The organism is Arthrobacter sp. MDT2-34-1 (genome assembly GCF_059091365.1).
The window spans coordinates 194,054-214,703 of the sequence record NZ_JBNHGO010000004.1 but is presented as its reverse complement, the minus strand read 5'-3'; the positions used below and the strand labels follow the sequence as shown (position 1 = coordinate 214,703).

Annotated in this window: 10 protein-coding genes; 5 read left to right on the top strand and 5 right to left on the bottom strand. The window is 66.5% G+C overall.

Annotation, left to right across the window (positions count from 1 at the left end; all coding sequences use genetic code 11):
• From AC5RVV_RS16820 to AC5RVV_RS16810, 3 genes are all read right to left on the bottom strand, one after another.
• Positions 1 to 4,753 (bottom strand): MSCRAMM family protein (locus AC5RVV_RS16820; protein WP_494002533.1); only part of this gene is annotated, 4,753 nt, incomplete at its 3' end.
• Positions 4,754 to 5,101: 348 nt separating this feature from the next.
• Entirely contained in the window at positions 5,102 to 5,761 is a 660-nt protein-coding gene (locus AC5RVV_RS16815; RefSeq protein WP_494002532.1) for a Maf family protein, read from the bottom strand.
• Positions 5,762 to 6,026: 265 nt separating this feature from the next.
• On the bottom strand, positions 6,027 to 7,757 hold the full coding sequence (locus AC5RVV_RS16810) for a DUF885 domain-containing protein (RefSeq protein ID WP_494002531.1): 1,731 nt from the start codon (positions 7,755 to 7,757) through the stop codon (positions 6,027 to 6,029).
• Between the two features lie 170 nt (positions 7,758 to 7,927).
• Between AC5RVV_RS16810 and AC5RVV_RS16805 the strand changes: the two genes are divergently transcribed.
• Entirely contained in the window at positions 7,928 to 9,184 is a 1,257-nt protein-coding gene (locus AC5RVV_RS16805; protein ID WP_494002530.1) for a serpin family protein, read from the top strand.
• Positions 9,185 to 9,308: 124 nt separating this feature from the next.
• Here AC5RVV_RS16805 and AC5RVV_RS16800 read toward each other — a convergent pair whose 3' ends face one another.
• Positions 9,309 to 9,563: an acyl-CoA carboxylase epsilon subunit gene (locus tag AC5RVV_RS16800; protein ID WP_494002529.1), complete on the bottom strand. Its 255-nt coding sequence runs from the start codon at positions 9,561 to 9,563 to the stop codon at positions 9,309 to 9,311.
• Between the two features lie 14 nt (positions 9,564 to 9,577).
• Positions 9,578 to 11,173: an acyl-CoA carboxylase subunit beta gene (locus AC5RVV_RS16795; RefSeq protein WP_494002528.1), complete on the bottom strand. Its 1,596-nt coding sequence runs from the start codon at positions 11,171 to 11,173 to the stop codon at positions 9,578 to 9,580.
• Positions 11,174 to 11,409: 236 nt separating this feature from the next.
• On the opposite strand from AC5RVV_RS16795, the gene AC5RVV_RS16790 reads away from it, so the two are divergent.
• From AC5RVV_RS16790 to AC5RVV_RS16775, 4 genes are all read left to right on the top strand, one after another.
• Positions 11,410 to 12,297, top strand: a complete 888-nt coding sequence (locus AC5RVV_RS16790) for a biotin--[acetyl-CoA-carboxylase] ligase (RefSeq protein ID WP_494002527.1) — start codon at positions 11,410 to 11,412, stop codon at positions 12,295 to 12,297.
• 36 nt (positions 12,298 to 12,333) lie between these two features.
• Complete coding sequence (locus tag AC5RVV_RS16785; protein WP_494002526.1) at positions 12,334 to 12,894, top strand: PH domain-containing protein; 561 nt, start codon at positions 12,334 to 12,336, stop codon at positions 12,892 to 12,894.
• 255 nt (positions 12,895 to 13,149) lie between these two features.
• Positions 13,150 to 14,232, top strand: a complete 1,083-nt coding sequence (locus AC5RVV_RS16780) for an adenylate/guanylate cyclase domain-containing protein (RefSeq protein WP_494002542.1) — start codon at positions 13,150 to 13,152, stop codon at positions 14,230 to 14,232.
• A 270-nt stretch (positions 14,233 to 14,502) separates the two neighbouring features.
• Complete coding sequence (locus AC5RVV_RS16775; protein ID WP_494002525.1) at positions 14,503 to 20,646, top strand: Ig-like domain-containing protein; 6,144 nt, start codon at positions 14,503 to 14,505, stop codon at positions 20,644 to 20,646.
• The last annotated feature ends 4 nt before the right edge of the window (positions 20,647 to 20,650 follow it).

Genomic DNA, 20,650 nt, shown 5'->3' with positions numbered 1-20,650 from the left:
CCTTGGTCGCCCCGTCGATGGCCTTGCCGTCGCGCAGCCACTGCCAGGTGACGGTGGCTGCCGGTGTGGTTGTGCCGGGGGCGGCGGTCAGGGTCGCGCCGACATCGTTGCCGCCGGTGAGTGTGGGAACCGGTGCGTCCGTAAAGGAAAAGACAGGCGTAACAGCTGCTGACACAGCCGATTCCGTCGCGTAGCCGGCCAAGAAGTAACTGGCCCGCACGCTGATTTGTTTTCCAGCGTCAGCCGCAGCCAGCTTGTAGCTGGCGGAAGCCGCACCCTCGATAGCCTTCCCCTCGCGCAGCCATTGGTACTCGACTTTCGAGGCCGCAGGCTCGGTCGGTCCGGGTGCCGCGGTAAGCACATTACCGAGTTTTACGTCACCGCTGATTTTCGGCGCAGTGACAGTGGCGAATGTTTTCTCTCCGAAAACGAAATCGATATCGGACGAATCAGCAGTTCCAGAAACGATCACAACTGTGGCATCCGCCATCGAAGCAACATTTCCATACCATCGATCGTTCAAGCCGTCGTAGCTGACGTAGTGCAGCTTGTAGCCACCGGGGGCAAGGCCCAAGACGGAGTAGCTTCCATCTCGGTTCACGACGCCGCTATTCTCGGATTCGCCAGTCTCGGCATCGTAGACGTAGACGTACATCTCCTCGATAGGGTGGCCGACAGGGACTGTAATCTTGCCGTGAATACTGCCACCCGGCTGCAGCTCGATGTCGATTCCTGTCAGATCCCCGCCGGCCAGAACCAACGGGCCAATCGCATCGTCCCCGGAGCGTGCGTCTTTGTACCATTGGGGAACGAGACGCGTACCCCAGGCATGAACTTTCAACTTGTAGTTGCCGTCTTCGAGTCCGGAAACGAAGTAGCGTCCCGCCGCATCCGTGTTGGCCCAACCTGTTTGGTCGCCGAAGGAGTCATAGATGGTGACTGCAATGTCCTCCGGACTATAGCCCTCCGGCACGGAAATGGTTCCCGAAATGGTTAGGCCCTTGCTGAGGTCGAAGTTGATGCCGTCCACGTCCAGGCTAGGTGCAACCTTCACAACCGTCGCACTGTTCTTGGTCGAGGCGCCTGAATACCATTGCGAGAGGAGCCCTGTTCCCCATGTGCTGGCGTACAACTTGTAGTCGCCTGCGGCCACTCCGTGGAACATGAAGGCTCCGGACTCGTCCGGGGTTTCCTCATCTAGCCATTCACCAGTGGCTGCTGAGTAAAGCCTGATTTCAACCCCCTCCGTTGTCCCACCTGCCATGGCTGTTACTACGCCCGAGATGCTCCCGGCTTTGGCGAGTTCAGCGTTGATGCTGGTGCGGTCCTGTCCGTCCTCGAGGGTCAGGGTTTCGGCCTCTCCGAAGGTTTGGGCGCCTTCGTACCACTGCGAGAGCGCGCCCGAGCCGCCGGCGGAGAAGTGGATTTTGTATTGTCCAGCGGCTAGTCCAGAAATTGTGTAGCTGCCGTCTTCGTCCAGCCAGGTGCCGCCGACCGATTCGTCTGGGTCCTCGACCTGGTAGACACGGACCCGGACAGATTCGGCATCGGCACCCGCAGGCATGGCCACCGTGCCGCTGATGCTGGCGGCTTTGGCGAGTTCAGCGTTAACGTTGGCGCGGTCTTGGCCGTCGGCCAAGGGCAGGGTTTGGGCGTCTTCGAAGGTTTTGGCGCCGTCGAACCACTGCGAGAGCGCGCCGGAGCTACCGCCGTGGAACTTTAGTTTGTAGTCGCCCGCTGTAAGTCCGTTGAGGATGTAGGTGCCGTCATCTTCCACGGAGGCTGAGGCAGCGTAGTCCCATTCGTCGTAGTGCCGCTGATCGTCGATGTAAGCCCGAACCTCTACTCTGCTGACGTTGGCGCCGTCGGGAACCACGATCGTGCCGGAGATGCTGGCGGCTTTGCCGAGTTCAGCGTTGATGTTGGTGCGGTCCTGTCCGTCCTCGAGGGTCAGGGTTTCGGCCTCGTCGAAGGAGTGGGCGCCTTCGTACCACTGCGAGATCGCACCCGAGCGGCCGGCGGAAAAGTGAATTTTGTAGGTGCCGGCGGCCAGCCCCTTCAGGGTGTAGGTGCCGTCTTCTTCCACCCAAGCCGAGGCGGCATAGTCCCACTCGTTGTCGTCGGTGTATGCGCGGACGCGTACAGCGCTGGCGTTGGCGCCGTCGGGGACCCCGATGGTCCCGGAGATGCTGGCGACTTTGGCGAGTTCGGCGTTGATGTTGTCGCGGTCTTCGCCGTCGGCCAGGGTCAGGGTTTTGGCCTCCTCGAAGGTTTGGGCGCCTTCGTACCACTGTGAGAGCGCGCCGGAGCCGCCACCATCGAACTCAAGTTTGTAGTCGCCCGCTGTAAGTCCGTTGAGGATGTAGGTGCCGTCATCTTCCACGGAGGCTGAGGCAACGAAGTCCCATTCGTCGTAGTGCCGCTGATCGGCGATGTACGCCCGAACCTCTACTCTGCTGACGTTGGCGCCGTCGGGAACCACGATCGTGCCGGAGATGCTGGCGGCTTTGCCGAGTTCAGCATTGATGTTGGTGCGGTCCTGTCCGTCCTCGAGGGTCAGGGTTTCGGCCTCGTCGAAGGAGTGGGCGCCTTCGTACCACTGCGAGATCGCACCCGAGCGGCCGGCGGAAAAGTGAATTTTGTAGGTGCCGGCGGCCAGCCCCTTCAGGGTGTAGGTGCCGTCTTCTTCCACCCAAGCCGAGGCGGCATAGTCCCACTCGTTGTCGTCGGTGTATGCGCGGACGCGTACAGCGCTGGCGTTGGCGCCGTCGGGGACCCCGATGGTCCCGGAGATGCTGGCGGCTTTGCCGAGTTCGGCGTTGATGTTGTCGCGGTCTTCGCCGTCGGCCAGGGTCAGGGTTTTGGCCTCCTCGAAGGTTTGGGCGCCTTCGTACCACTGCGAGAGCGCGCCAGAGCCGCCGGCGGAGAAGTGGACCTTGTACTGTCCAGCGGCCAGTCCCATAACCGTGTAGGTGCCGTCCCCGTTGAGTTGCTCGGAGCCGACCCAGTCGTTGTCGCTGTCATAAACGGTGGCGCTGATCCATGCAGGGTCGACGCCTTCCGGTAGTGCAACGGTCCCGGAGATGCTGGCGGCTTTGCCGAGTTCGGCGTTGATGTTGTCGCGGTCTTCGCCGTCGGCCAGGGTCAGGGTTTTGGCCTCGCCAAAGGAGTGGGCGCCTTCGTACCACTGCGAGATCGCGCCAGAGCCGCCGGCGGAGAAATGGACCTTGTACTGTCCAGCGGCCAGTCCCAAAACCGTGTAGGTGCCGTCCCCGTTGAGTTGCTCGGAGCCGACCCAGTCATTGTCGGTGTCATAAACGGTGGCGCTGATCCATGCAGGGTCGACGCCTTCCGGTAGTGCAACGGTCCCGGAGATGCTGGCGGCTTTGCCGAGTTCGACGTTGATGTTGTCGCGGTCTTCGCCGTCGGCCAGGGTCAGGATTTCGGCCACTTTGAAGGATTGGGCGCCGTCATACCACTGCGAGAGCGCACCGGAGCCGCCGCCGTGGAACTTTAGTTTGTAGTCGCCGGCAGCCAACCCTGTGAGGGTGTAGGTCCCGTCTTCGTTAAGCTGGGTGGAGCTGATCCGTTGGTAGTCCGGGTCATAAACGGTGGCGCTGATCCATGCAGGGTCGACGCCTTCCGGTAGTGCAACGGTCCCGGAGATGCTGGCGGCTTTGGCGAGTTCGACGTTGATGTTGTCGCGGTCTTCGCCGTCGGCCAGGGTCAGGATTTCGGCCACTTTGAAGGATTGGGCGCCGTCGTACCACTGTGAGAGCGCACCGGAGCCGCCGCCGTGGAACTTTAGTTTGTACTCGCCGGCTGTCAGTCCGGTGAGCCTGTAGGTACCGTCTTCTTGCACCCAGCTTGAGGCTACGTCGTCCCACTCATTGTCGGTGTAGGCATAAACGTATACATCACTGACGTTGGCGCCGTCGGGAACCACGATGGTCCCGGAGATGCTTGCGGCCTTGGCGAGTTCGACGTTGATGTTGTCGCGGTCTTCGCCGTCGGCCAGGGTCAGGATTTCGGCCACTTCGAAGGATTGGGCGCCGTCATACCACTGCGAGAGCGCGCCGGAGCCACCGCCATCGAACTCCAGTTTGTAGTCGCCGGCAGCCAGCCCAGTGAGGGCGTAGGTCCCGTCTTCGTTAAGCTGGACGGAGCTGAGCCATTGGTAATCCGTGCCATAAACGGTGGCGCTGATCCATGCAGGGTCGACGCCTTCTGGTAGTGCAACGGTCCCGGAGATAGTGGCAGTAGCCGATGCACCGAGTGAGGGTACCGCTGTCGCTCTATCCGAGCTTGCAGCATCCTCGCGCGTTGTGTCGGGCCTAGCTTGTTCGGTCTGGTTTTGCGCCGAGGATTCGGCTTCGATGGCCGCTTGCTCGTCCAGTTCTGTCTCCGGGGCGGACGGAGCCGAGGCTTCTAAATCAGCTGTTTTAATACTGTCTTTCGATTCAGCACCAGCGTCGGTTGGCTTTAGAGGCAAGGTGACGTTAACGTCCGTCAAAGACGCTGCACCCAGCGCGATCAGAGCAGCGTCATCGAATGTAGAAGAATTTCCATGCCAGGTTGAGGCGATTTCATCGTCATCGCTCACGTACTCAAGCTTGTAGTTACCCGGGACCAGGTTCGCCAGGAGGTAACGGCCGTCGTCGGCCACCTTCGCTTCTCCAGAGGCTTCGTGGTCTGCGGCGGCGAACGCGCGCACAGTAACCGATGCTGCCGAATGGCCTTCGGGGACGGTCACGGTCCCGGAGATCGAAGCGATTTCACCGGCAATGGCTGGAACCGTCCCAAGTGAGAGCAAAGCGGCCAGAAGGACCGCAAGGACGTATCTGAGACTAAGCCGGCGTGGAGGCCGTTTGCGAAACATGTAGTACCCCAACTCGTGTGCGATGAGGGGCACTTTGCTGACGGCGCCAAACTAGATTCCCCCCAGTCTGATGACGTCAGACAAGGACGAATATAGGAGAGAAATTCCCGCTGTTTAACGAAATAAGTTTTTGGGCTGCAGAATTAAGCAGAAAATGATGAAACGGTTAAACACTGGATAATGCCGCGTCATAAAAAGGCCAGCGCCCGGACCGGAAAGGGCCTAATAGCTCCAGAGGTCGGTGATCTGAACGCCGGCGCTGGACAGCAGCCGGCGCAGGGTGGAAACCGAGAGGCCGACGACGGCGTGCGGGTCGCCGTCCACCCGCTCAATGAAGGCGCCGCCCAGCGAGTCGATGGTGAACGAACCGGCAACGTGCAGCGGTTCCCCGCTGGCCACGTAGGCGTCGATTTCGGCGTCGGTGAGCTGGGCGAAATGCACCGCGGCTGAGGCGACCGCCCATACGGTGGCACCCGATCCGGCCCCGGGGATTCCCTGCCCGCCGGCTTCGAAGGCGGTGGGGCGGCAGTCCACCAGCCAATGGCCGGTGTGCAGCACGCCGTGCCGCCCGCTCATCCGGTGCAGGCGTTCCCGGGCGACGTCCGGCTCATGCGGCTTGCCGTACGGCGCGCCGTCGAGTTCGAACACGGAGTCGCAGCCAAGCACCAAGGCGCCTTCGGCCACGGGGAGCGCCGCAACAGCCTCGGCCTTGGCCCGCGCCAACAACAGCGCCGTGTCGTGCGGGTCGGTGATGCCGTAGCCCGCCGTGACCGCGTCCTCGTCGACATCCGAGACCAGGACCTCGTGCGCGATACCGGCTTCGGTCAGGAGCTTGGTGCGGGCGGGGGAGGCTGAGGCGAGTATCAGGCGAAGATCGGTCATCCGACCAAGCTTATCCGGCGCCGCAAAGCGAACCCTGCTTAGGGTGTTTCCCCGCCGTGACCTGAGCGTAAAGAAGCGCCGCGGTTGGCCGCTGGCCCGGTTGCCTGACCGTACGATTCCGGCGGGAGCTTCTCCCGCCGGAGAGTACGCCCCTTTAAGGGCCGAAGGGACCCGGCACAGATGAGGGCCGGTGCACCGTTGGGGGATGCATCGGCCCTCCTGTTTGTCCGCGCCTTGTCCGACGTCCGGCCGGAACCGGCCCGGGTCAGCCGGTGGCGGGCACCGGGTCCTCGCCCAGCAGCGCGCGCCGCAGGGTGTCCAGCCCGACCGAGCCGATATTCAGCGCCTGGCTGTGGAAGGCCTTAATGTCGAATGCGTCGCCCTCGCGCAGGCGTCGCTCGTCGCGGATTTCCTCCCAGAGCTTTTGGCCCAGCTTGTAGGCCGGCGCCTGTCCCGGCCAGCCCAGGTAGCGGGCAAATTCAAAGTCCAGCTGGCCCTTGCTGATGGCAATGTTCTTGCGCAGGAACTCGTAGCCCTTCTCCGGTGTCCAGGCACCCGATCCCCAGCGCTCCGGGATCTCCAGCTCCAAATGGACGCCGATGTCGAACACCACCCGGGCGGCCCGCATGCGCTGCGCATCCAGCATGCCCATCCGGTCGCCCGGATCGGCCAGGTAGCCCAAATCATCCATCAGGCGTTCGGCATACAGTGCCCAGCCTTCGCCGTGGCCGGAAACCCAGCAGATGTTCCGCCGCCAGTTGTTCAGCAGCTCGCGCCGGTAGGTGGCCGTCGCGATTTGGAGGTGGTGGCCCGGAACGCCTTCGTGGTAGACCGTGGTGGTTTCCTTCCACGTGGTGAAGCTGTCTTCGCCTTCGGGCACCGACCACCACATGCGGCCCGGCCGGGCGAAGTCGTCGCTGGGGCCGGTGTAGTAGATGCCTCCCTCATGCGTCGGGGCAATCATGCACTCCAGCCGGCGCATCGGTTCGTGGATCTCGAAGTGGCCGGCTAGCTCCTCAACGGCCTTGTCCGAGAGACGCTGCATCCACGCCTGCAGCTCGTCGGTGCCGTGCAGCTGCCGCTGGGGATCCGCATCCAGCAGAGCCATCGCTTCTTCGATGCTGGCCCCGGGCCGGATCTGCTCCGCCACGGCCTCCTGCTCCGCGATGATGCGGTCCAATTCCGCCACCCCCCAGGCATAGGTGGCTTCCAGGTCCACCGCGGAGCCTAGGAAACGGCGCGACATCAGGGCATAGCGTTCGCGCCCGACGGCGTCCTTCTCCGGTGCTGCCGGCAGCAGCTCGGCCTCGAGGAACGAGGCCAGCCGGCCGTAGGCGGTCGCCGCGGCACCGGCGGCTTCGGCCAGCCGGTCGCGCAGGTCCTGGGACAGCTCGCCCTCTTCCGGGGCAGCCTGCCCCGCCAACGTGCGGAAGAAGCCGTCCTTGGCCGCGTACGCACGGGTCTGCTCGATCACGATCCGCACCTGCCGTTTGGCGGCGACCAGCCCGCGGTCCTTGGCCTCGCGCAGCGACGTCACGTAGCCGGCAATCGCGTCCGGAACGTGCGCCATGCGGCCGGCGATGTTGTTCCAGTCCTCGATGGTGTTGGTGGGCATCAAGTCGAAGATGGCGCGGATGTCCTGCGCCGGCGAGGCGATGTTGTTCAGGTCCGCCAGGTCCCAGCCGGTCTCGTGGATTTCGAGCTCAAGGCCCAGCCGCTCGTGCATCGCATCGAGGGTGACGCGGTCCACGTCGTCGGTCGGTTCCAGGTCCTCCAGCCGCCGGAGTGCCTCCCGGGTGGCCTCGGCGAAGGCCTCGGCGCCGGCAGGGGAGTAGTCCGGGTACTCGGTTTCATGTCCGGGGATGCCCAGGGAGGTTGCCAGCGAAGGATCCAACTCCAGCAGCTCCGCCGTGTAGGCGTCTGCGACGGCATCGATGGCGGACGGGATGCGCCAGGTTTCCGGGCTCTTGGTCAGTTCAGATGTCTGCTCAGTCACAGGGAGAGCCTACCGGCAACCCGCAGACCCGGCCACGCCAGCGCGCCTGTCCGCCGTCCGGCACCGGGCGGCCGGCCCAGCGGCAATCGTCACAGAATCGTAGTGTGCTGCCTCTGGCCCTGAGGTCCTGCCGCCCCATAGGTTGGGGGGTCAACGGCGAGGAGGGCAAAGTGCGCAAGAGGACGACGGCGGCGCTGGCGGCACTGGGGGTGGCGCCCGCCATGATGCTCGGCGCCTGCGCGGCGCCTCCGGAACTGCTGGCCGCGGACGGAGTGGCCCGGGCGGACGTGGCAGCGGGGGACTTTCCGGCCGAGGTCGAAGCGCTGCGGCGTTCGGCCTACAAGCTGGGAGCAGCCATGCTCGCGGCGGCGCCGGAGAAGAACCAGGTCACCAGTCCGGTGAGCCTGCTCCACGCCGTCGCCATGCTCCGCGCGGGCGCCGGCAGCACCACGGCCCGCGAGATGGATGCCGTGGTGGGGCTGCCGGACGAGCATCTCGAAGCCGCCATGAACGGGCTGTCGGCGGAGTGGGAAGGCTTCGACGGCGATCCCAACTCGGTCGACGAGGAGGAGCCACCGGCCCGGCCGCTGCCGCACCTGGCCAACGGCGTCTTCGTGGACGAAGGGACGCCCACCGGCGAAGACTACCTGCGCACCCTGGCCCGGCATTACGGCTCCGGCGTCTACCCGGTGGACTATTCGGATCCAGCGACCAAACAGGCCATGGATGCGTGGGTGGACCACCACACCGGCGGCCGCATCACCGAGGCGCCCGGCACCTTCGACCCGGGGAACACGCTGACCTTGCTCAACGCCGTCTACTTCGCGGCCGCCTGGGACCAACCGTTCGACCCGTCGGTCACGGAGGACGGCGGTTTCACCACGGCTTCCGGCGAGTCGGTCGAGGTACCCATGATGGGCAATCTGGTGCAGGCCTGGTACGCCCGCGGGAACGGCTGGCAAGGCCTCGACCTGCCGTACAGCGACGGATTCGTGATGCGCCTCGTTTTGCCCGACGACGGTGCACCGGTCATGGACGAGGCCGGACTGGTGGAGGTGGCGACGGTGATGGACAGTGCCGACGAGGCCATGGTCGTTCTCGAGCTGCCCCGCTGGAACCACACGCACCGGCAGGATCTGCTGCCCATCCTGCGCGGGCTCGGACTCGGCGAAACCTTCGGCCCGAATCCCGATTTGGAGGCCATCCAGCCGGACGCCTCGGTGACCGGCGCGGCCCAGCAGGCCAACATCACCGTCGGCGAAAAGGGAACCATCGCCGCCGCCGTGACCGAACTGGATGTGCTGTCCGGTTCGTTGCCGCCGCAGCCCGAGATCGAGCTTTCGTTCGATCGGCCCTTCCTCTACCAGATCATCCACCTGCCCACAGGTTTTCCGCTTTTCCTCGGCACGGTCCTGGACCCGCGCTGAGCGCCCGGAGACCCGTACCGCGCCCGTCCCCGGAGTGAAGCGGCAGCAGTACCAAGCCGGCCGGGAGTCCGTGACCCCCGGGCCGCGGCGGCATTACCGCAGGGCGTGCCCTCTGGGGAGCCGGCTACCGGAAGGTGTGCCGCCAAGCGCCGGGGCCGTGCGAGACGAACGGGCGCAGCAGCGGCCGGCGGTTTCGCCGGGGCTTGCTCTGCGGCGAGCCGGACACCCCGGATGACTGCAGGGCGGCGACAACGGCGGTCAGCGCGGCTAGTTCCTCGGCATTGGGATTGCCCTTGGCCACGGTCAGCAGCGGATGGGGCCTCATGGCGTCATCGGCCTGCGGCACCGCGGCGGTGCCCGAAGACTGTGTTGTATTCATGTCTGACCACCGGCTCATAGCGGAATGTTCCCGTGTTTCTTGTGCGGCATCGTCGCCCGCTTGTCGCGCAGCGCCCGCAGGCCGCGCACCACTTGAAGGCGGGTGTCGGACGGTGCGATCACGGCGTCGACATAACCGAGTTCGGCAGCCTGGTACGGGTTGAGCAGCTCTTCCTCGTACTGTGAAATGATCTCCTGCCGGCGGGCCTCGACGTCGCCGCCTTCGGCAGCCACTGCGGCCAGGTCGCGGCGGTAGAGGATGTTGACCGCGCCCTGGGCGCCCATCACGCCGATCTGGGCGGTGGGCCAGGCGAGGTTCAGGTCGGCACCGAGCTTCTTGGAGCCCATCACAATGTAGGCACCCCCGTAGGCCTTGCGGGTGATGACCGTAAGCTTCGGCACCGTGGCCTCGGCGTAGGCATAGAGCAGTTTGGCCCCGCGGCGGATGATGCCGTTGAACTCCTGGTCCTTGCCAGGCAGGAAGCCGGGCACGTCCACCAGCGTGAGGATGGGAATGTTGAAGGCGTCGCAGTGACGGACAAAGCGGGCGGCCTTTTCGGAGGCGTTGATGTCCAGCGTGCCTGCGAACTGCATGGGCTGATTGGCCACGACGCCGACGGTGTGCCCCTCGACGCGGCCGTAGCCGATGATCACGTTCGGCGCATACAGCGACTGCATTTCCAGGAAGTTGCCGTCGTCGACGACGTGCTCGATCACCGTCCGCATGTCGTACGGCTGGTTGGCCGAATCCGGAATCAGTTCGTCCAGGGTCAGGTCGTCGGCGGTGAGGTCGAGTTCCTCCTCGAAGTCCAGCGGCGGAGCCTCGGCCAGGTTGTTCGAGGGGAGGAACTCGAGCAGCTCACGGACGAATTCGACGGCGTCGGATTCATCGGCGGCCAGGTACGTGGCGGTGCCCGTCGTGGCGTTGTGCTGGCGCGCCCCGCCCAGCGTTTCCATGTCCACTTCTTCGCCGGTGACCGTCTTGATGACGTCCGGTCCGGTGATGAACATGTGGCTGGTCTTGTCCACCATCACCACGAAGTCCGTTAGGGCGGGGGAGTAGGCGGCCCCACCGGCGCACGGGCCCATGATCAGCGAGATCTGCGGCACCACGCCGGAGGCGGCAACGTTGTTGCGGAAGATGTCAGCGAACATCGCCAGCGACGCCACGCCCTCCTGGATCCGGGCGCCGCCGCCGTCGTTGATGCCGATGACGGGGCATCCGTTGCGCAGGGCGAATTCCTGGACCTTCACGATCTTCTCGCCGTTGACCTGGGAGAGCGAGCCGCCGTAGACGGAGAAGTCCTGGCTGTACAGCGCCACCAGCCGCCCATCGACGGTGCCGTAACCGGAGACGACGCCGTCGCCGAGCGGCTTCTTTTTCTCCATGCCGAAGGCGGTCGACCGGTGCGTGGCAAAGGCATCGAACTCGACGAAAGATCCTTCGTCCACCAGCATTTCGATCCGTTCCCGCGCGGTGTTCTTGCCGCGGGCATGTTGCTTCTCGATCGCCTCGGCGCCGGAAGGCTGCAGGGACTGCGCCTGGCGGCGGCGGAAGTCCGCAATCTTGCCTGCAGTGGTCTGCAGATCAAGGTCTTGATCGAGGCTCATGAATTCTCCGGATTCTGCCGAGGGTGTCGGATGCGGCGCTCTGCAGGCTGCTTAAGTAGGTTTCGCACAAAACAGCAGGGCGCAGGCGCGCCGCTGAACCAAGTCTAGTGAGCATGGGCGTCAGGCCACGTGTAGGAACCCTACAATTTCGCCGCAAGTGCTTTTGCCCGGGGAACCCCGCGGATCGCGGCCTGCCGGCAGCCCCCGTGCGGTCGGCGGTCAGTAGGATGGGACACATGAGCCCGAGTTTTTCCGACGTTGACCGACCGGCCCTGGATTTCGACGGCCTCAGCGACGCTCTCTGCGCACCCCTGGGCCCGTACCGGAGGCTCGAACTGGTGGAATCCACCGGCTCCACCAACAGCGACCTGGCGGCCAAGGCGGTCGCGGACAAGGTGGGATGGTCGGACCTGAGCGTCCTGGCCGCCGAGATGCAAACCGCAGGCCGCGGCCGGCTGGACCGGCAATGGACCGCTCCGGCCCGCTCGTCGGTGATCGTGAGCATCCTGCTGCGCCCCTTCAATCACGCCGGCCGGCCCGTGCCGACCCAAAGCTACGCCTGGTTCTCACTGCTGGCCGCCGCCTCGCTGGCGGAGGCGCTCGGCGAGTACGCGCAGCTGAAGGCCGAGGTCAAATGGCCCAACGACGTCCTGGTCTCCGGCCGCAAGATCGCCGGCATCCTGGCCCAAATCGTGAGCTACCCCGACGGCTCGCCCCCCGCCGTCGTCCTCGGCACCGGCCTCAACGTGACCCTCTCCAGGGATGAGCTGCCGGTTCCCACCGCCACCAGCGTCGCGCTGGAAAAGGGCCGGACGACCGACAGGAACATCCTGCTGATGTCCTACCTGCGGGTCTTCTCACAGCGCTACCGGCAGTTCTGTGATGTCAGCGGCGACCCAGCGGCCGAATGGGACGACGGATCCAGCCTGATCGGCCGGATGCGGGACGTGATGGTCACCCTGGGACAGCAGGTGCGCGCCGAGCTTCCGGACGGGAAACACATCATCGGCGAGGCCTTCGGCCTGGACGCTTACGGTGCCGTGAAAATCCGCGACGCGGAAGGCACAGAGCACGTCGTGGCGGCCGGCGACGTGGTGCACCTCCGGCCGCACGAAGGTCCCTGAGTTGCGCCGGACGCCCTGCCGGACCCGGGAGCCGCGTTGCGGCTGAAACTGGATCCGGGGGAGCGCGTGATCGTGGTGACCCGGCCGCAGGCACGGAAGCTTTCCTGGCCGGTGGCGGCAGCGCTGCTGGTGCTGGGAGTCGGCTCCTACCTGCTGGGCAACCTGAGCCGTCCCGGCCCGCCGGACTGGGTGGTCGAGTCGCGCCCCTTGCTGCTCGCCGGACTGGCCGTGATGGTGGCGGCGCTGCTGTCGCGACTGTTCCTCCTGCCGCTGCTGCGCTGGGTGAGCACGCGCTATGTGCTGACCAGCCGGCGGCTCATCATCCGCGAGGGCGTCGGGCGGCGGCATGAACGCCAGCTGCTGCTGGTGGCCATCGCCGAAGTCCGCAGCGAGCAGTCCATCATCCAGCGCACCCTGCGCAGCGGCAATCTCACGATCGACCTGGGGCACGGACGGACCAGCACGCTGGTTGACGTACCGGAGGTCCACCGGTTCAGATCGTTGGTGGTGGAGGCCATTGAGGAGCTGCCACGCACCGCCATGTTTGATGGTGTAGACATGGAAACGGAAACAGAGTGGAACAGCTGGGACAGCTGACAGGGAGGAAAGCACAGGATGGACATCAGCAGCGGGCAGGATGAACCGCGCCGGCCACCGGTTCCGCGTGATCCCGAGCTGCCCCATCTGCTGCGCCGCGAAGTGCCGCCGCCGCCCGCGGACGAACCGGACGAAGGGCTGGAGGAAACCCGTCCGGAGGACCCTGAACCTGTGCTGGAGCCCGAGCCGGCACCGGAAGGGCACCAGGCCCCCGGCGACCACGCGACGGGGGAGCCCGAGCCGCTGACCTTGTCCATGCCCCGGGTGCCGCTGCCCACCCCCGCGCCGGTCGCCGAGTCCAACGGAAAGGTGGACCGGCAGGCCATCAAGGATCTAGAGATCCGGCTGTTGGGTTCCGAACGGACCATGAAGCGCCGTGAAGTGGCTGCCGGGGCAGGAGTGTCGCTGCTGTCGGCCCGCAAAATCTGGCGTGCCCTGGGGTTCGCGAACCTCGGGGACGAAGACCTGGCCTTCACCCAGGCCGACCTGGAGGCCTTGACCACCATCATCGACCTGGTCCGCGAGGAGCGGCTGACCGAAGAAGCGGCGATTTCGATCACCCGGTCGGTCGGCCAGATGACGGACCGCATGGTGGTCTGGCAGGTGGAGGCGTTGGTGGAGGAGATGGTGCACCAGCGGGGGCTCACTGATGCCCAGGCCCGCCAGCGGCTGGTCCATGAGCTGCCGAACCTGATCGATTCCCTGGAAAAGCTGTTGCTCTACTCCTATCGGCGACAGCTCAACGCCGGGGTTGCCCGCCTGACCGTCCGGTCCGAGGCCGCCCTCCGAGCCGGAGCCGGGGCAGGTGGCGACGCCGATTCGCTGCCCCTGCTGCGGGCCGTGGGTTTCGCGGACCTGGTGTCCTACACGAGCCTGTCCCGCCAGATGAACGAAAAGACCCTCGCCCAGCTGGTCCAGCGCTTCGAAAACCGCTGTGCCGAGATCATCTCCGTGGGCGGCGGGCGCTTGGTGAAGACGATCGGCGACGAAGTCCTCTACATCGCGCCCTCCCCGCAGGCCGGGGCCGAAATTTCGCTGGCCCTGGCGAAGGCCATAGGCGACGACGACCTGCTGCCCTCGGCGCGGGTGGCCATGGTGTGGGGCAGGGTCCTTTCCCGGCTCGGCGACATCTACGGCCCCACGGTCAATCTCGCCGCCCGCCTGACCACGCTCGCGGAGCCCGGCACCGTCCTGGTCGATGCGTCCACCGCGTCCACGCTCGCCGGGGATGAGAGATTCGTGTTGATCCCGCAGAAGGTGCGCACCGTCCGTGGATTCGGCGAGGTCAACCCGGTCACCGTTGCCCACGGCACCGGCCAAGGGCTGGTTGTCGACTAGGTCCAGGCTCACCGGACGGTACCGCAACGAGGCGCTCGACGCCCGGGCAGGGCATCGCCGTCGTCGTTCCCGGGCGAATGGCCGGCAGGGGAGTCCTCCCCATGCCTTCGGGTTTACGCTCAGTGGTTATACGTGCAATAGTCGATAAGGGCCCTTGGCGCACCAAGGGCCGTTTTTGGGTGCCTTATCGGCGTGTTCCTCCGGAATTCCCCGGGGCGCCGACGGGGATCGGCGCGGGATCACAAAGGAATCAGGGCATTGCGGGGAAGAATGTTCGGGCGGACGCGGCGGCGCAAGACGCTCGCATCGACGACGACCTTCTCTGTGGCGACGGCGCTGGTGGTCGGCGGGGCCATCTACTACCAAGGGTTCCCCACCGCCGACGTGGATTTGAATGACGGCGGGGTGTGGGTCACCAACAACAGCCAAGGGATGGTCGGCCACCTCAACTATCAGTCCCAGGTGCTCGACGGCGGTTTCAGGGCCAACAGCGACGGTTTCGATGTCCTGCAGAACGCCGGCACGGTGTTCATGGAAAACCAGGACCAGTCGATGCTCAGCCCGGTGGACGTGGCGCAGATGGAGCGCGGGTCCGAACAGCAGTTGCCCGGCACCGCCGACGTGGCTTTCGGCAACACGCTGCTGTCCATCACCGACACGGCCAAGGGCCAGGTCTGGATCAGCCCGGCCGACGAGTTGGGGTCGTTCAATGAGGAAACGGCCGAGCCGCTGCTCACCGATGCCAAGGGCAGCGTGGCCACGGTCTCGGGGCAGGACACCATCTTCGTTGCCGATCCGGCTGCCGGCGAGGTCGCCCGCTTCGAAGTCAACGACGAAGGCGTGCCCGAACGCACCGGCGGGCACCGGGTGGAGTCGCTGGCCACAGCCGGGGATCTGCAGATAGCCGCCGTGGGGGAAGAAGCGGTGGTCTTCGACGCCGAGTCGGGCCTGCTGGTTCTCCCCGGCGGCCGCGAGGTCACCGTGCCGGACGCCCGCGGCGGCGCGCTTCAGCTCAGCGGGGACGAGAGCCCGTTCGTGGCGGTGGCAACCGAATCGGCTCTGGTTAAGCAGCCGCTGAATGGATCCGACGCAACCGTCGTGCCGCTGGAAGGCACCGGAACACCGGCCGCACCGGTCCAGCTCGCCGGATGCCTGCACGCGGCCTGGGCCGGCGTCAACCACTACCTGCGGGACTGCAGCGACGACGACGATGATCTCGCGCAGCCGATTCTGGGGATCGGTGCGAACGCGTCGCTGGTCTTCCGGGTGAACCGGGACATCGTGGTCCTCAACGACGTGAACGCCGGCAACGTCTGGCTGGTGCTCGAAAACATGCAGCTGGTGGACAACTGGAGCGACCTGATCCCGCCGGAGCAGGAGAACGAAGAGGACGAAGAGGACTCGGCGGACGAGAACCCGGTCAACACCCTGCCCGACCGCACCGAGGAAAACCAGCCGCCGGTCGCCCAGGACGACACCTTCGGCGTGCGTGCCGGCCGCACCACCACGCTGACCATCCTGGACAATGACTCCGACCCAGACGGCGATGTGCTCACCGCCCGCGTGATCGGCGACGGCCCGGTCGTCGGCGAGGTGCAGGGCATCTACGACAGCACCGGACTGCAGATCGTGGTCAACGGCGACGCGGGGCCCGGCCGGCACACCTTCAATTACGAGGTGGACGACGGCCGGGGCGGCACGGACACGGCGCGGGTAGCGATTGACGTGCGCGCCGAGGGCAGCAACCTGCCGCCGGAAGCGAAGCGGAAGACCACCATCCTGGTGGAACAGGGCCGGGAGATCAGCCAGAACATCCTCAGTGACTGGATCGACCCGGACGGGGACGACCTGTTCCTGGTCGGCGCCGACAACACCGCCGACGGCGACCTGGTGCGGACCCGGCCGGACGGGCTGCTGACCTTCCAGGACGTCGGGAAGACGTTCGGCAAGAAGGACGTCACGGTGCGGGTGTCCGATGGTTCCGAAACCACCGAGGACGTGGTGGTGTTCGACGTCCGCCCGCCCGGCGCGCTGCCGCCCTTGGCCAACGCCGACCACTTTTCCGCGACCGTGGGCCAGGAAATTCAGATCGCGCCGCTGAAAAACGACCAGGACCCCAACGGCGGGGAACTCCGGCTGGCCAAGACGGGCTCCGCGGCGAACACCTCGATCGTGCCCGACTACGACGCCGGCACGGTCAAGTTCACGGCCGATGCCGCCGGCGCCCACTACTTCACCTACCTCGTCACCAACGGGCCCTCCAGCACCACCGGCCTGATCCGTATCGATGCGACCGAGGACGACGGCGGCGGCGCGCCGGTGGCCGTGCGCGACGTTGCGCTGCTGCCGGAGAACGGGCAGGTGCTGGTGGATGTGCTGGCCAATGACACCGACCCCGCCGGCGGGGTCCTGGTCGTGACCTCGGTGGACGCCGACGGTGCGCCGGTCGCCGTCGAGGTGCTGGACCACAACATCCTGCGCCTCTCCGACGTCAAGGGGCTGCACCAGCAGACCACCATCCGCTACACCGTATCGAACGGCTTCGCCTCGGCCACGGGCGAGGTCAGCGTGATCTCCGTGGCCGGCCAGGACAAGCTGCTGCCGCCGCAGGCCGAGGCCGACACCGCAACCGTGCGGGCCGGCGACGTCGTGACCGTGGAGGTGCTGGCCAACGACACCGATCCGAACGGCGAAACGCTGGAGCTGGTGGAAGAGCTCGCCGAGACCCCGGACCCTGCCGACGGCCGCATCTTCACGGCCGAGAACACCGTGCGCTTTATCGCCGGGCAGCAGGCCAAAACCGTCTACGCGGTCTACGAGGTGACCGACCCCACGGGACAGCGGGATTCGGCCCAGCTGAGGATCAACATCCTCCCGCGCGACGACGAGTCCAACTCCCAGCCCGCCCCGAAGAACCAGGAGGCCCGGGCCATCGCGGGGTCGACCGTCCGGATTCCCATCCCGCTGAACGGCATCGATCCCGACGGCGACTCGGTGTACCTGACGGGCATCGGCAAGGCTCCCACCCAGGGCGCGGCCGTCGCCGGGCCCAACTACATCGACTACACGGCATCGGCGCAGGGCGCGGGAACCGACACCTTCACCTACCAAGTCAAGGACAGGCTGGGCGCCGTCAACACGGCCACGGTCCTGGTGGGCATCGCCCCCGCGCCGGAGAGCAATCAGAACCCGGTGGCGCTGGACGACGGGATCGAGATCCGGCCGGGCCGGACGGTGGCCGTCGACGTGCTCACAAACGATTCGGACCCGGACGGTGACCCGCTCCAGTTGGCCCCCGACAAAATCGTCGGCACGCCCGAGTCGATCGCGGCCAAGGCCGAAGACGGCCGCGTTCATCTGACACCCCCGGCCCAGGAAGGCACGGTCAACGCCCGGTACACGGTGGGCGACGGCCGCGGCGGCTCCGCCGTCGGGACCGTGACGGTCCAGGTGAGCGAGGACGCCCCGCTGCAGGCGCCGCTGGCCCGCGATGATCGGGTGGAATCGGCCGACATCAAGGGGCGCACCGCCGTCGACGTGCCGGTGCTGGAGAACGACGAGGACCCGGACGGCGTGGCCAAGGAACTGGACGTCCTGGTCGATGGTGACTACCCGACCGCCCGGGCGGTCGCCGACGGCCAGGTCAACGTGGAGCTGACCGACGCGGTCCAGCTGATTCCCTACACCGTCCGGGACGGAGACGGGCTGCAGGCCACCGCGGTCATCTGGGTTCCGCCGCTGGGCGAGCAGTATCCGGTGCTGCGCGACAACACCCCGCTGGACGTGACGGCCGGCGACGAACTGCAGCTGGACCTGACCGAACTGGTGGAAGTCCGGCCCGGCCGCACCCCGCGGATCACGGTGGCCGAAAGCATCCGCGCGATCGGCACCAGCGACAACCAATGGATGGCCGACGCGAGCACGCTCAGCTACAAGGCGGACCTCGACTACGCCGGCCGCGGCTCCATCACGTTCGAGGTGACCGACGGATCGGGCCCCGACGACCCCGAAGGGCTCAAGTCCACGCTCACCATCATGACCAACGTGATCCCGGCCGCCGACCGGAACTTTCCGCCCGAGCTGACCACCGGCACGCTGGAGGTGGCCAAGGGCGAAGACGCCCTCAGCTACGACCTGCGCCCGCTGGCCAGCGACCCGAACCCGGAGGACCTGGAGAAGCTGCAGTTCGCCGTCGAAGGCGGGACGCCGGAAGGATTCGACGTCAGCCTGGAGGGCAGCGTGCTGCGTGTGGCGGCAGATGCCGCGCTCCAGACCGGCGCCACCGGCGTGGTTAACTTCTCCGTGACAGACGGGCGCTCCGATAAGGTGACTAGCCGTGTGGGTGTGCGGGCGACCGCCTCCACCCGCCCGCTGCCGGTCGCCAACGACGACGAGGTGCCCGACGCCGTGCAGGGCGAAGCGCTGCCGGTGGACGTGCTCGCCAACGACGTGAACCCGTTCCCGGAAACCCCGCTGACGATCGTCAGCGCCGTGGCCGGCAACGGGGGCACCGCGGAGATCGACGGGGAACGGATCATCGTGACGCCCGGCGCGGACTTCTCCGGCACCATGACCGTCGCATACACGGTGGAGGACAAGACCCGCGAGGGGAGCCGGCAGGCTACGGCGAACGTCTCGCTCGTCGTCAAGGGCCGGCCGGAGACGCCCGGCACGCCGCTGGTTGACTCGGTCCGCAACCAGACCGTGGTGCTGTCCTGGACGGCGCCCAGCGACAACGGCGCGCCGATCACCGGCTACACGGTGAACGGGGTCGGCGGAGGCTTCAGCCAGCAGTGCGCGACCACTACCTGCACCCTGACCGGCCTGCAGAACGACGTCGAATACACCTTCACCGTGACGGCGGAGAACAGCGTGGGCACGTCCGACCCGTCCGCGGAGTCAGCGGTGGCGCGGCCGGACGTCCGGCCGGCGACCCCGGCCGCCCCGCAGCTGAAGTTCGGCGACAAGTCACTGGACGTCAGCTGGACCGCCCCGGCCAACGAAGGCTCGGCCATCGAGAGCTACACCCTGGAGATTTCGCCGGCGCCGCCGAGCGGCCAGCTGCAGAAGAACGGCCTGACCGGCACCAGCTACAGGTGGGAGGGGCTGGAGAACGGCCAGGCCTACGAGGTCCGGGTGCAGGCGCACAACCGCGCCCCGGAACCGAGCGACTTCAGCGCTTACTCCGCCGCAGAGGTGCCGGCCGGTCCGCCCGCCGCTCCCACCGCTCCTGCCACCGAACGGGTGAAATCCGTGGGCGACCAGAGCCAGCTGAAGGTGAGCTGGGCCGCGCCGGCCAACAACGGCGGCGAGATTCTCGACTACACCGTGCGCGAATACCAGGGAGGAGGCCTGAGCCGGACCTTCCCGGCGGTGAGCGCGACGTCGCAGACCGTGACCGCACCGAACTCGGAGACCGCCTACACCTACACCGTCACGGCCCGGAACAAGGCCGGGTCGGGCGAGGCCAGCCCGCAGTCCAATGCGCGGCGGGCGGTCGGCGCACCTGCTGCCCCGACCGGAGCCTCGCTGAGCGAAGCGGAGACCGGCGGGGCCGGACGCGCGGTAACGGTGTCCTTCAACGAACTGACCGCCGCGCAGCGCAACGGCGCCCAGGCCGGCGAAGTCAGCTACCGGGCCCACTTCAGCGACGGCCGGACCATGGCCATCGCAAACGGCCAGAAGGTGGGAGGCTTCGCCAACGGCAAGGCCGTCAACGTGCGCATTACCTCCGTGGCCAACAGCGACGGCGCGAGCTACTCGAGTGCGCCGAGCGCCGAGTCCAACAACGCGACTCCGTATGGGGCTCCGGGCACGCCGAGCGTTTCCGGACAGAACGGCGCCAGGGAACAGCAGGACGTCACGTTCAGCTGGAGCGCACCGGCGGCGAACAGCCATGACGTCACCCAAATCCGGATCCGGATCGACGGGGGCGCCTGGCAGAATGTGGCCAACTCGGGAAGCAAGACCGTCAACACCCGCGCGTACAACAAGCGCGTGACGTTCGAAGCGCAGTCGATCAATTCCCGGGGCACGGCCGGTGCGATAGCGTCGACCGCGGCCAGCTCCGGCGACGCTCCACCGCCGCCGCCGCCGCCGAAGACGCAGTGGACGGTGACCGTTGGCGGAGGCAATACGGATCTCGATGATGGACACCGGACCTGCATGGAAAATGCCGACGGCAGCAGCGACAACTTCAACAACGGGTCTTGCGCAGGCAACCACTGGGCCATTTGGGGCAGTGACATCGTTGTCCAGTGCTACGTGCAGTGGAGCAGCGGAAAGTGGTACAAGCAGATCGGCAGCGGCCAGCCGCAGAACCACAACATGGTCGTCAAGGGCCTGCACATCCGTGAGGCGGGGACTAACGGGCATCTTGCCAACTCGGCCCCGGCAGGGATGGGCAGATGTTAGGCCG